Below are 11,991 nucleotides of genomic sequence, written 5' to 3'. Positions count from 1 at the left end.
GATTGCCCCGGATCAGGCGCCCGCAACAAGGCGAAGCCCAAGCTGCGGGACAAAAAACCCAATCCCGTCCCCCGCAAACCAATCTCCACCAAACAACAGTCCCCCAGGCACCAGCCAGCGGGCCGTTCGCATTCGGGGGACTGCCGAAGCTTCTCGGAATACGCCGGATGGTCCGAAGGCTGCCGTAAGCCGACGCAGCAGCAGACTTCTTGGCTAAGCGACATGGAGAGCGTCACGCCGCGCCCGGAATAGATGCTATCAAAGACAAGATCGTGGCTTCACGCGATAAAGACGCGGCCGGCGGGAGGGCACCACGCGAGCTCCTGGGTGCCGATACTCTAACCACACTCTCCGCGGTTCGCGGCCAAAGGCCGGAAAGGCCCTGCCTAGCCCGTACGGCACCTTGGCGGCCCGCGACCAGCTTCGTCGATCGGAGCGTATAGGTCCCCGAAGGAGGTCGTGAAATATATTTCAATATGTGAATTATATTGACAACATGCGCCGAGGCTGTAATGTCCCGATCGTCGGCTTTCGGAGGAAGGTCGGCATCATCAAATCCATACGGCAGCGCTCGCTGAGCGTCTGCGACGGTCATTGAGGATGGCTTCGGCCAAGGGAGGAAACTTGCGCAAATTTCTGAGCACGCTCGCAATCGCGGCGGCTGCATCGACCTGCTTTGGGTCGATGCAGGTACGCGCCGAAACCCCCAACCCGTTCAAATGCGAGCCGGGTGAAAAATACGTCATGAACGTCATGGTCTCGGGCGTCGAATACTGGTTCCCGGTCTATGAAATGTTCAAGCAGGCCGGCCAGCAGTTCGGCTGCGAGACCGCCTATACGGGTACGCCGGAATACGACGTCAACAAGCAGATCGCGACCTTCGACCAGGCGCTGGCGCAGAAGCCTGCCGGCATACTGGTACACCCGATGAATTCCGATCCGTTCATCGAGCCGATCAATCGCGCCATCGAACAGGGCACCGCGGTGGTGACCTTCGCCGCCGACTCGCCGAATTCCAAGCGCGTTTCCTACATCACCTCCGACAACAATGCCGAAGGCACCTATGCCGCCGACGCCGTTGCCAAGGCGATGGACGGCAAGGGCGAATATGCGGTGCTGGAGAATCCCGGCCAGGACAACCACGACAAGCGCGTCAACGCGTTCGTTGCCCGCATGGAAGCCAAATGGCCTGACATGAAGCTCGTCGGCCGCGCCGCTTCGAACCAGGATCCGACCAAGGCCTATCAGGCGGTTCTGAGCCTGGCGCAGGCGCATCCTGATCTTGGCGCCGTGTTCATGCCGGAGGCCAACTCGGCCATCGGCGCTGCCCAGGCCGCCAAGGAAGGCGGTGGCAAGATCCGCGTCATGCTCGCCGACGTTAATGCCAAGATCCTCGACATGATCAAGGCCGGCGAGATCTTCGGATCGGTCAATCCAAACCAGGGCATGCAGGGCTATATGGGCTTCATGCTGTTGTGGATGGCCAAGCATCCCGGCCTGATCGACCCGATGAACGACGCCAAGCGTTCGGGCTTCAACCCGATGAGCGTGCCCTTCGTCGACAATGGCTTCTCCATCGTCTCCAAGGACAATGCGGACGACTTCTACTGGGACAAGTACCTCAAGCGTCGCGGCACCAAGGGCATCGAGGAATAGCCTCGATTCTCACCGCCCCGGCCTCGGGAAGGCCGGACCAACCGGGAAGGAGGCTTCGGCCTCCTTCCTCCCCGCAAGCATCGCAGGAGCACGGCGTGACCCAGGCGCCCATTCTTGAAATCCGTGGCCTGTCCAAGGCGTTCGGCCCGGTCAAGGCGCTGAGCGACGTACGGTTCGAGCTGCGGCGCGGCGAAATCCATGCACTGTGCGGAGAGAACGGCGCCGGCAAGTCGACGCTGATGAACATGATCGCCGGTGTATTGCAGCCCGACGAGGGCGACATCCTGATCGATGGTGAGCGTGTTTCGATCCACTCGCCCGCGGCCGCCCAACGCCTGGGCATTGCGCTTGTCCACCAGGAAATCGCGCTGTGTCAGGACGCCACCGTTGCCGAAAACATCTACATGGCCGCGATCAACAGCCGGCGCGCGCCGCTGATGAATTTCCAGAAGCTCTACGCCGACGCCCAGAAAGTGATGGATCTTCTCGCACCCATTCCGGTTCGTACCAGGGTCGCCGACCTCTCCATTTCCAACCAGCAGCTTGTCGAGATCGCCAAGGCGCTGACGCTCGACTGCAAGGTGCTGATGCTTGATGAGCCGACCGCGGCGCTGACCGAAAGCGAAGCGCAGCGCCTGTTCTCGATCGTGCGCGGGCTCAAGGAACGTGGCATTTCGGTGGTCTATATCAGCCACCGCATGGCCGAGATATTCTCGCTCTGCGACCGCGTCACCGTCTTCCGCGACGGCCGCTACGTGGCGACCGATCAGGTCGCCGCCGTCTCACCGGACGATGTCGTGCGCAAGATGGTGGGCCGCGAAATCACCCAGCTCTATCCCGACAAGCTGGCGCCGCAAGAGCTTGGGCGTCTGCTCCTCTCGGTCGAGGGGCTTTCCGATGGGCGCCGCTTCGCCGACGTCGATCTGCAGCTTCGCGCCGGCGAAATCCTGGGCATAGGCGGCCTGATCGGCGCCGGTCGCAGCGAGATCGCACAGACGGTCTGCGGCCTCAGGCCAATGACCTCTGGAACCGTCGCGCTCGACGGAAAGCAGCTCCGGCTACGCGGCTATGGCGATGCGGTCAAGGCGGGACTGGTCTATCTCTCTGAGGATCGCAAAGGCTCCGGCGTATTCCTCGATCTGCCGATCGCGGCGAACATCTCCGCGCTCGACCTCGGCCGGCTCACCGGGCGCCTCGGCCTGCTCGACCGCAAGGCCGAGGATCGTCAGGCGAGGGAACTGACCGGCAGGCTCGGCGTGCGCATGGCCGGCATCGAGGCCGCCGTCTCGACGCTGAGCGGTGGCAACCAGCAGAAGGTCGCCATCGCCAGGCAGCTGTCCGTCAGTCCCAAGGTCATCATCATGGACGAGCCGACGCGCGGAATCGATGTCGGCGCCAAGGTCGAGATCCACCGGCTGCTGCGCCAGCTTGCCGGCAGCGGTGTCGGCGTCATCGTCATCTCGTCGGAACTGCCGGAGCTGATTGGCTTGTGCGACCGCGTTCTCGTGGTGCGCGAAGGCAGGATCGCCGGCGAACTCACCGCCGACGAGCTCGGCGAGGAAGCCATCATCATGCTCGCCTCTGGCGTTCAGGATAGTTCAAATCAAAGGCAGGCCCAGAATGTCGCCTAGGGAATCAGGAGAAGCGCTCGTGCACGCCGAGATCAAGGCCGCCGGGCGGCGCATCAATCTCGCTCAGCTCGCCTCGATGCGCGAGGCCGGGCTGATCGTCATCATCCTGGCGCTGTGCATCGCCATGAGCTTCGCCTCGCCGCACTTCCTGACATGGGGCAATTTCCGCGCCATGCTGATGAGCTTCTCCATCGAAGGGATCGTCGTCGTCGGCATGACGATCCTGCTCATCGTCGGCGGCATCGACCTTTCCGTCGGCTCGGTCGTATGTTTCTCGATGGTGGTCTCGGGTGCGCTGTTCCTCGCCGGCCTCGACCCCTGGACGGCAAGCCTGATCGGCATCGGCGTCAGCGCGCTGATCGGCGCGGCGATGGGCTTCTTCGTGACCGTGATAGGCCTCAATCATTTCATCACGTCGCTGGCGGCCATGGTCATCGTGCGCGGCATGTGCCTGGTGGTCACCAAGGGCACGCCGCTGTCGCTGTTCACACTGCCGCCGGCTTTCAAGGCCATCGGCCAGGGCAGTTTCAACAACATTCCCTATGTCATCCTGATCTTCATCGTCGTGGTGGCCATCTTCGACTTCCTGCTGCGTCGCGCCACGGCCTTCCGCAAGGTTTTCTACACCGGCTCCAACGAGAAGGCCGCGCAGTTCTCCGGCATCAGAACCAATCAGGTGAAGTTCTGGGTCACGGTGCTGTGCTCGACCCTCGCTGGACTGGCCGGCGTCATCTACATGGCGCGCTTTGGCGCGGCGACGCCGACCTTCGGCGCCGGCATGGAGCTCAACATCATCGCCGCGGCCGTCATCGGCGGCGCCTCGCTGAATGGCGGCTCGGGCACCATCTTCGGGGCAATCCTCGGCATGGCGCTGCTCTCGGTGGTGACGAGCTCGCTTATCCTGCTCGATGTCTCGGTCTATTGGCAGGACATGATCAAGGGATGCATCCTGCTGGCGGCGGTGTCGATCGATCACTTCCTGCACCGCAAGAAGTCCTGAACCTCAAAGGCGGCGAAGCAAGACCATGGCCCCTCCCAACACCCGCGACGACATCGCCGCTGTCCGCCAGATGCACCAGGCGCTTGTCCTGCATTATGTCGAAGGAAAGACCCAGGCCGAGATCGCCGGGGAACTCGGCCTCTCGCACGCGACGGTCAACCGGCTGATCAAGCGCGGCCACCAGCTCGGCCTCGTCGAGATCAAGATCAAGTCGCCGATCGACCATCTGGTCGACCTGGAAGCGCGGCTGGTTGCGCTGGGCGGCATCGAGCGGGCGATGGTGGTTCCGTCGGTCTCCGAAAATCCGCACACGGCCCTGCAGCGCGTCGGCGAGGCGGCGGCTGGGCTGCTGCTCGACACCATCAAGGATGGCGACACGATTTCGATCACCGGCGGCAAGGGTGTCAGCGCGCTGGTCGCCGGTCTCAAGCCGGGGCGCCGCTACGACGTCGAAATCATTCCCGCAACCGGCCTGGTGCAGGGCAAGCACTACACCGACGTCAACCACGTCGCCTCGCTGATGGCCGACAAGCTCGGCGGCCGCGCCTATCAGATCCATGCGCCGCTGTTTGCCGATACCGCGCAGCAGCGCGAGATGCTGATGGGCATCAGCTCCGTCGCAGACGTGTTTCGCAAGGCGCGCGAGGCCGATGTCGCGGTGGTGGGTGTCGGCTCCATCCTGACCGACGATTCCAGCTACTACGACCTGCATCCATCCTCGAATGCCGATCGCCAGGCGATCGAAAAGTCCGGGGCGACAGGCGAGCTGCTCGCCCATCTCATCGACCGCCAGGGCAAGCTCTGCAATTATTCGCTCAACCGTTCGCTGGTCTCGTTGACGCTGGACGAGTTCGCGACCATCCCGCGCTCGATCGGCATTGCAAGCGGCCCCAGCAAGGTCGCGCCGATTCTCGCCGCCCTGCGCGGCAACCATCTCGACACCATCGTCACGGACGAGGCCACGGGGCTCCAGATCCTCGAACTGGCCGAACAGGAGGCAGCATGAATTCTCGACAACTCCAGCGGCAGATCGGCAAGTCCGGCATATCGGCGTCGGCCGTGGGCTTGGGCACCTGGGCGATTGGCGGGTGGATGTGGGGCGGCACCGACGAGAAGGAGTCGGTCAAGGCGATCGAAGCCTCGATCGATGCCGGCCTCAGCCTGATCGACACAGCGCCGGCCTACGGTCTTGGCCGCAGCGAGGCGATCGTCGGCACCGCCATCAAGGGCAAGCGTGACAAAGTGGTGATCGCGACCAAATGCGGGTTGAACTGGCATTCGGGCAAGGGCGGCCATTTCTTCGATCAGGACGACAAGCCTGTGCATCGCTATCTCGGCGCCGATGGCATCGCTTATGAGGTCGAGCAGAGCTTGCGGCGTCTCGGCACCGATCATATCGACCTCTACATCACCCATTGGCAGGACCCGACGACGCCGATCGCCGAGACGATGGCGGTATTGGAAAAGCTCAAGGCAGCCGGCAAGATCCGCGCCATCGGCGCCAGCAATATCAGCGTCGAGGATCTCGGCCATTATATCGACGCCGGCCAGATCGATGCGATCCAGGAGCGCTATTCGATGATCGATCGCGAGATCGAAGGCAGCCTGCTGCCGATCACTCGCCGCCATGACATCGCCACCCTCAGCTACTCGTCGCTGGGGTTGGGGCTACTTACCGGCACGGTCGACCCTGAGCGCACATTCGGCGGCGACGACCAACGCAAGGACAACCCACGCTTCTCCACGGCCAACCGGCAGAAGGTCGCAAAGCTGAAAGAGGCAATCGCCCCGATCGCGGAAAGCCACCAGGCGTCGATGGCGCAGATCGTCATCGCCTGGACGCTCGCCCAGCCGGGCATCACCTTCGCCCTGTGCGGCGCGCGCAATCCTGAACAGGCGCTCGACAATGCGCGGGCCGGCGAGATCACGCTTGCGGCAAGCGAGCTAGCGGCAATCGACGCCGCGGCAGCCGCGCATCTCACCGCGATGGATGCCTGAGCAAAAAAGGCAACAGCCCCGATGAAGCGTAGTCATACAATCGCCGGTCTGCGCGACCGGCCGGACATTGCCGTGCTCGTCATTGGTGGCGGCATCAACGGCATCAGCGTCTTTCGCGAACTGGCCTTGCAAGGGGTCGATGTCGTGCTGGCGGAAAAGGGCGACTATTGCAGTGGTGCCAGTGCCGCCCTGTCGCGCATGGTGCATGGCGGCCTGCGCTACCTCGAAAACGGCGAATTCAAACTGGTGCGCGAATCGCTGCTCGAACGCGACCGGCTGCTGAGGAATGCCCCGCACTATGTGGCTCCGCTGCCGACGACGGTGCCGGTCTTCGACATTTTCTCCGGTCTCGCCAACGGTGCGGTGCGTTTCCTGGGGCTGACGCGGCGGCCCAGCCGGCGCGGGGCGCTGGTCATCAAAGCCGGGCTTGCCATGTATGACCTTTTCACCGCTGCACGGCGTTTGATGCCGACGCACCGGTTCAGGGGCCGCGCCGAAACCCTGAAGACATGGCCGGCGATCAACCCGGCGATCCGCAATTCGGCGACCTATTACGACGCCTGGGTGAGCCGGCCCGAGCGCCTCGGCCTGGAGATGCTGCTGGACGCCACGACGAGCGGGGCGAACGCGCGCGCCCTGAACTACGCTCAGGCGTCGTCGACCGGCGACGGCCTTGTCATCACCGACACGCTGACCGGCGAGAAGTTGCCGGTGCGGGCGCAACTGGTCATCAACGCCACCGGTGGCTGGATCGACCTGACCAACAAGGCCATCGGGGCGACGGCGCAGACGATGATGGGCGGTACCAAGGGCTCGCATCTGATCGTCGACAACAGCGAACTGTTCGACGCGCTCGGCGGCCACATGGTCTATTACGAAAACGAGGACGGTCGCATCTGCATCCTGTTTCCCTATCTGGGCAAGGTGCTGATTGGCTCGACCGACATCCGGGTCGATGATCCAGACCTAGTCCGTTGCGAGGAGGACGAGCAGCGCTACATCCTGCAGTCGCTCGCTTTCGTCTTTCCCTCGATCAAGGTTACCGAAAACCAGATCGTGTTCCGCTTCGCCGGCGTGCGTCCTTTGCCGGCCAGCGAGGACAGTTTTACGAGCCGCATACCGCGCGATCATGTTTGCGAGTTCGTGGAAGCGAGCGGGCATCTGCCGGCGACGTTGTGCATGATCGGCGGCAAGTGGACCACCTTCCGTTCGTTTGGAGCGCTGGCCGCCGACATGGCGCTGAAGCGGCTCGGCCTCGCGCGCAGCCAGGGAACGCAGGACATGGCCATCGGTGGCGGCCGCGATTTTCCCACCGATCCGGACGCCTGGTGCGCATCATTCGCTGCCGAGCATGGCCTGCCGGTCGAGCGCGCGCACACACTTCTGCAACGCTATGGCACGTCGGCCAGGGATTTCGTTTCGCACCCGGCGGGCGAACAGATGCTGCCGCGGTCGGACTATTCGGCAAGCGAGATAGGGCGCATCATCGAGCGCGAGCAGGTCGAGTGCCTCGCCGACCTGTTCCTGCGCCGCACCACCATCGCCATTTCGGGCGGTCTCAGCTTCGACCTCGTCAATGCCGTTCTCGACATGCTGGCGGCGCACAAGGGCTGGAGCGCCAGCGAGGCCGCCATTGAGCGCTCGACCTTCCTCACCTTGCTGGCCTACCGGCACGGCATCGATCTCCAGACGCATCAAAGGAGCGCCCTATGCGCGTAAACAAGAAAGTCCGCATGAACCGTCTGTTCGGCGGCGGCCGCTGTCTCGACGTCGCCATCGATCACGGCGTCTGCAACGAGCCGAGTTTCCTTGCCGGGCTGGAAGACATGGCCAGCGTCGTCACCCAGCTGGTCAAGGCCGGCCCCGACGCCATCCAGATGAACTACGGCCAGGCCGACCTGCTGCAGGCCGTGCCTGGCAAGGACAAGCCGGCGCTGGTGATGCGCATCGACATGGGCAATCCCTACAACAGGATACGCCACCGAGCGATGTGGGCGGTGCTCCAGAACGAAGCCGAGCCCTTGCTTGGCGCCATCGAGATGGATGCGGCTTGCGTCGTGGTCAATCTGTTCATGCTGCCCGACGAGCCGGACCTGTTCCGGCAATGCGTGCAGAACATCGCCCGCGTGCGCGCCGATTGCGAGAAATACGGCCTGCCGCTGATGATCGAGCCGCTGGCCATGCTGCCGGTCGCAGAGCATGGCGGCTACATGGTCGACGGCGATGCCGAAAAGATCGTCACCTTGACCCGGCTTGCCCGCGAGATGGGTGCCGATATCGTCAAGGCCGATCCGACCACCGATCCCAACGACTTCCACCGCGTCGTCGAGGCGGCGCGCTGCCCGGTGCTGGTGCGCGGCGGCGGCAAGGAGGATCTGCGTGCCGTGTTCGACAAGTCGGCTGCCTTGATGGCACAGGGTGCGCTTGGCATGGTCTATGGCCGCAACATCTACCAGCATGCCAACCCGAGCGCCGTCGTGCGCGGGCTGATGGCGATCATTCATGACGATGCCAATGGCGGCGTGGCCTGGGATCTGTACAACCAGGCATAGGCTGCGGCCTCGGGAGGCGCCAATGGCAAGCTACATCCTCGGCCTCGATGCCGGCAACACCGTCATCAAGGCCATCCTCTTCGACTTGTCCGGCCGCGAGCTGGCATTCGCCGCCCGTGACGGCCGCTCGTCCATGCCAAAGCCCGGACATGTCGAACGCGACCTCGACGAACTCTGGCGCAACGCGGTTTCGGTCATCGGCCAATGCATCGCTGAAGCCGGTATCGACGCCCGCGAGATCGTTGCCATCGGCTGCGCCGGTCATGGCAACGGGCTCTACGCGCTCGATCGCGAGGGTGCGCCGTTGATCGGCATCCAGTCGCTCGACACACGCGCGGTCGACATCGTCGCCGAATGGGCAAAAGAGAATGTCGGCGACCGCACCTATGCACATTGCCTGCAACGGCCGTGGGCGGCGCAGACGCCGACCCTGCTAGCCTGGCTCAAGCGCTTTTCGCCGGCTTTGTTTGCCAGCATCGGAACTGTGTTCCTGTGCAAGGATTTCGTCGTCAACCGCCTGACCGGTGCGCGCAGCAGCGATACTTCAGATATGTCGGGCTGCGGCCTGCTGCAGATGCGGGACCGTCGCTACGAGCCGGACCTGCTTGCCGCCTATGGGCTCGGCGATTGCGTGGACCTGCTGCCGCCAGTGCTGGAATCGGCCGACATTGCCGGCCATGTGGGCGCGGAGGTGGCGGCCCTGACTGGACTGCGCATCGGCACGCCGGTCGTCGCCGGGCTATTCGATGTCGTCGCCAGCGCGGTCGGTTCGGGCGTGACCAGAACCGGCGCCGCCTCGGTTATCGCTGGAACCTGGAGCATCAACCAGATCATCACCGACGAACCGATCCGCGACCCTTCGATCTTCATGCTGTCGACTTTCGATCGCCAGCGCTATCTGGCGATCGAATCCAGCGCGACCTCGGCCGCCAATCTCGAATGGATCGTTCGCGAATTCTTCGAACATGGCGGCGAAGCCGGCAAGTCGCCGTTCGAATTGTGCAGCGAACTGGTGGCGTCAGCCGATCCCAACAGCGACATCCCGATCTATCATCCCTTCCTCTACGGCTCGCAGCAGAATGGCCATGCGCGCGCCGGGTTCTACGGCATCGCCGGCTGGCACAGCCGAGCCCATCTGCTGCGTGCGCTGTTCGAGGGCGTTGCCTTCGAGCATAAGCGCCATGTCGAGACCTTGCACAGAGCGGGCGCTGATTTCGACCAGGTGGTGCTGTCCGGCGGGGGCTCGCGCAGCAGCGTCTGGCCGCAGATATTCGCCGATGTGCTCGGCGTGCCCGTCACTGTGGCGCGCAGCCGCGAAACCGGCGCGCTGGGAGCGGCGATCGCGGCGGGCACCGGGGTCGGCATCTTCGCGGACTACAGCGCAGGTGCCGCCGCCATGACTGCGGCCGCTCGACACTTTGTGCCTGACGAGGCGGTTGCCGACGCGTATGCACGGCGGTATCGACTGTACGGCGAGATCAACCAGGCGATGACCCCGATGTGGGAGCGCATCGCCGGACAGCAGGCGCGCACGTGACCGAAGCTCCACCGTCCCCGTTCGGCAGTTACGACTACGTCATCGTCGGGGCCGGCTCCGCCGGCTGCGTGCTCGCCAACCGGCTCTCCGCCGATCCGCGCAACAATGTGCTGCTGCTCGAGGCCGGGGGCAGCGACCGCTATCACTGGGTCGATATCCCGATCGGCTATCTCTTCTGCATGGGCAACCCGCGCACCGACTGGATGATGAAGACCGAGCCGGAAGCCGGTCTCAATGGACGCAGCCTCAACTATCCGCGCGGCAAGGTGCTCGGCGGCTGTTCATCGATCAACGGCATGATCTACATGCGAGGCCAGGCTGCCGACTATGATGGTTGGCGGCAGGCCGGCAATGCCGGCTGGGGCTGGGACGACGTGTTGCCCTATTTCCTCAAATCGGAAGACTATCACGGCGGCAAGAGTGCCATGCACGGCGGTGGCGGCGAGTGGCGGGTCGAACGGCAGCGGCTGTCGTGGCCGATCCTCGACGCCTTTCGGGACGCTGCCGAGGAACTCGGCATTCCGCGCACCGAAGACTTCAACACCGGCACCAATGAAGGCTCGGGTTATTTCGAGGTCAACCAAAGGAAGGGCGTGCGCTGGAACACGTCGAAGGCGTTTTTGCGCGGCATCGCGGGGCGCAAGAACCTGCGCGTGGTGCTCGGCGCGGAGACCGAACGGCTCGAATTCGACGGCCGGCGCGTCACCGGACTGGTTTTCCGCCAAGGCGGCCGCCTACACCAGATCCGCGCTGGACAGACGATCCTTGCGGCCGGTGCCATCAACTCGCCGAAGCTGCTCGAACTGTCGGGGGTGGGCCGCCCCGACCTGCTTTCGAGCATCGGCCTGGATGTTCGTCATGCCTTGCCGGGCGTTGGAGAAAACCTGCAGGACCATTTGCAGATTCGCACCGTCTTCAAGGTCGCCAACACCGCCACGCTCAACCAGCGCTACCACAATCTGGTCAGCCGTGCGTCGATGGGGCTGGAATACGCGCTCAAGCGCAGCGGGCCACTGTCGATGGCGCCGAGTCAGCTCGGCATCTTCGCCAGGAGCGATCCACGCCTCGCAACGCCCGATCTCGAATATCACGTGCAGCCGCTGAGCACCGACCGTCTGGGCGAGCCGCTGCATCGCTTTCCCGCGGTCACCGTCTCGGTCTGCAATCTGCGTCCGGAAAGCCGGGGCAGCGTGCACATGGGTTCAGCCGACGCGCAGGAGGCGGCGAAGATCCGGCCGAACTATCTTTCCACCGAGGGAGACCGCAGCGTGGCCGTCGCGTCGTTGCGCCATGTCCGCAGCCTGATGAAGGCCCGGGCGGTGGCGCGCTTTGCGCCGGAAGAGATGCTGCCCGGCACGCAGTATGACAGCGACGAAGAGCTCATCCGCAAGGCCGGCGATATCGGCACGACGATTTTCCACCCCGTCGGCACCTGCAAGATGGGTTCGGATACGATGGCGGTGGTCGACGAGGGCCTGCGTGTTCACGGGCTTGGCGGGCTGCGCGTGGTCGATGCCTCGATCATGCCGACAATCGTCTCGGGCAACACCAACTCGCCGGTCGTCATGATCGCGGAAAAGGCAGCCGAGATGATCCTGCAAGAGGTCCGCTGACCGC

9 protein-coding genes are annotated in these 11,991 nt (G+C 64.0%); all 9 read left to right on the top strand.

Annotated features, from left to right (window positions below; genetic code table 11):
* Nucleotides 1-624: 624 nt before the first annotated feature.
* Entirely contained in the window at nt 625-1,656 is a 1,032-nt protein-coding gene (locus tag NKJ37_RS22345) for a substrate-binding domain-containing protein (RefSeq protein ID WP_013529471.1), read from the top strand.
* 95 nt (nt 1,657-1,751) lie between these two features.
* Nucleotides 1,752-3,287, top strand: a complete 1,536-nt coding sequence (locus NKJ37_RS22340; RefSeq protein ID WP_352556217.1) for a sugar ABC transporter ATP-binding protein — start codon at nt 1,752-1,754, stop codon at nt 3,285-3,287.
* A 76-nt stretch (nt 3,288-3,363) separates the two neighbouring features.
* Nucleotides 3,364-4,287 carry an ABC transporter permease gene (locus tag NKJ37_RS22335; protein WP_236383556.1) on the top strand — a complete coding sequence of 308 codons (924 nt, stop codon included), beginning with the start codon at nt 3,364-3,366 and terminating at the stop codon, nt 4,285-4,287.
* A 25-nt stretch (nt 4,288-4,312) separates the two neighbouring features.
* Nucleotides 4,313-5,293 carry a sugar-binding transcriptional regulator gene (locus NKJ37_RS22330; RefSeq protein WP_352612862.1) on the top strand — a complete coding sequence of 327 codons (981 nt, stop codon included), beginning with the start codon at nt 4,313-4,315 and terminating at the stop codon, nt 5,291-5,293.
* Complete coding sequence (locus tag NKJ37_RS22325; RefSeq protein ID WP_352629607.1) at nt 5,290-6,285, top strand: aldo/keto reductase; 996 nt, start codon at nt 5,290-5,292, stop codon at nt 6,283-6,285. Before NKJ37_RS22330 ends, NKJ37_RS22325 begins: the two co-directional genes overlap by 4 nt.
* A gap of 21 nt (nt 6,286-6,306) precedes the next feature.
* Nucleotides 6,307-8,004 (top strand): glycerol-3-phosphate dehydrogenase/oxidase, encoded by a 1,698-nt coding sequence (locus tag NKJ37_RS22320; protein ID WP_352629605.1) that lies wholly within the window; start codon nt 6,307-6,309, stop codon nt 8,002-8,004.
* Nucleotides 7,995-8,837: a class I fructose-bisphosphate aldolase gene (locus NKJ37_RS22315; protein ID WP_352629602.1), complete on the top strand. Its 843-nt coding sequence runs from the start codon at nt 7,995-7,997 to the stop codon at nt 8,835-8,837. The genes NKJ37_RS22320 and NKJ37_RS22315 overlap by 10 nt, the downstream gene beginning before the upstream one ends.
* A 22-nt stretch (nt 8,838-8,859) precedes the next feature.
* Nucleotides 8,860-10,374, top strand: a complete 1,515-nt coding sequence (locus NKJ37_RS22310; protein WP_352629600.1) for an FGGY-family carbohydrate kinase — start codon at nt 8,860-8,862, stop codon at nt 10,372-10,374.
* Complete coding sequence (locus tag NKJ37_RS22305; RefSeq protein WP_352775009.1) at nt 10,371-11,987, top strand: GMC family oxidoreductase; 1,617 nt, start codon at nt 10,371-10,373, stop codon at nt 11,985-11,987. The genes NKJ37_RS22310 and NKJ37_RS22305 overlap by 4 nt, the downstream gene beginning before the upstream one ends.
* Nucleotides 11,988-11,991: the final 4 nt, after the last annotated feature.

The organism is Mesorhizobium sp. M0140, from assembly GCF_040322475.1.
In the GTDB taxonomy this organism is placed as follows: domain Bacteria; phylum Pseudomonadota; class Alphaproteobacteria; order Rhizobiales; family Rhizobiaceae; genus Mesorhizobium.
This window is presented reverse-complemented; position numbering and strand designations above follow the sequence as displayed.

Bases quoted from the DNA above. Each gene is read 5' to 3' on its own strand.
- NKJ37_RS22335 (WP_236383556.1), top strand. From the start codon at position 3,364: ATGCGCGAGGCCGGGCTGATCGTCATCATCCTGGCGCTGTGCATCGCC.
- NKJ37_RS22330 (WP_352612862.1), top strand. From the start codon at position 4,313: ATGGCCCCTCCCAACACCCGCGACGACATCGCCGCTGTCCGCCAGATG.
- NKJ37_RS22325 (WP_352629607.1), top strand. From the start codon at position 5,290: ATGAATTCTCGACAACTCCAGCGGCAGATCGGCAAGTCCGGCATATCG.
- NKJ37_RS22320 (WP_352629605.1), top strand. From the start codon at position 6,307: ATGAAGCGTAGTCATACAATCGCCGGTCTGCGCGACCGGCCGGACATT.
- NKJ37_RS22315 (WP_352629602.1), top strand. From the start codon at position 7,995: ATGCGCGTAAACAAGAAAGTCCGCATGAACCGTCTGTTCGGCGGCGGC.
- NKJ37_RS22310 (WP_352629600.1), top strand. From the start codon at position 8,860: ATGGCAAGCTACATCCTCGGCCTCGATGCCGGCAACACCGTCATCAAG.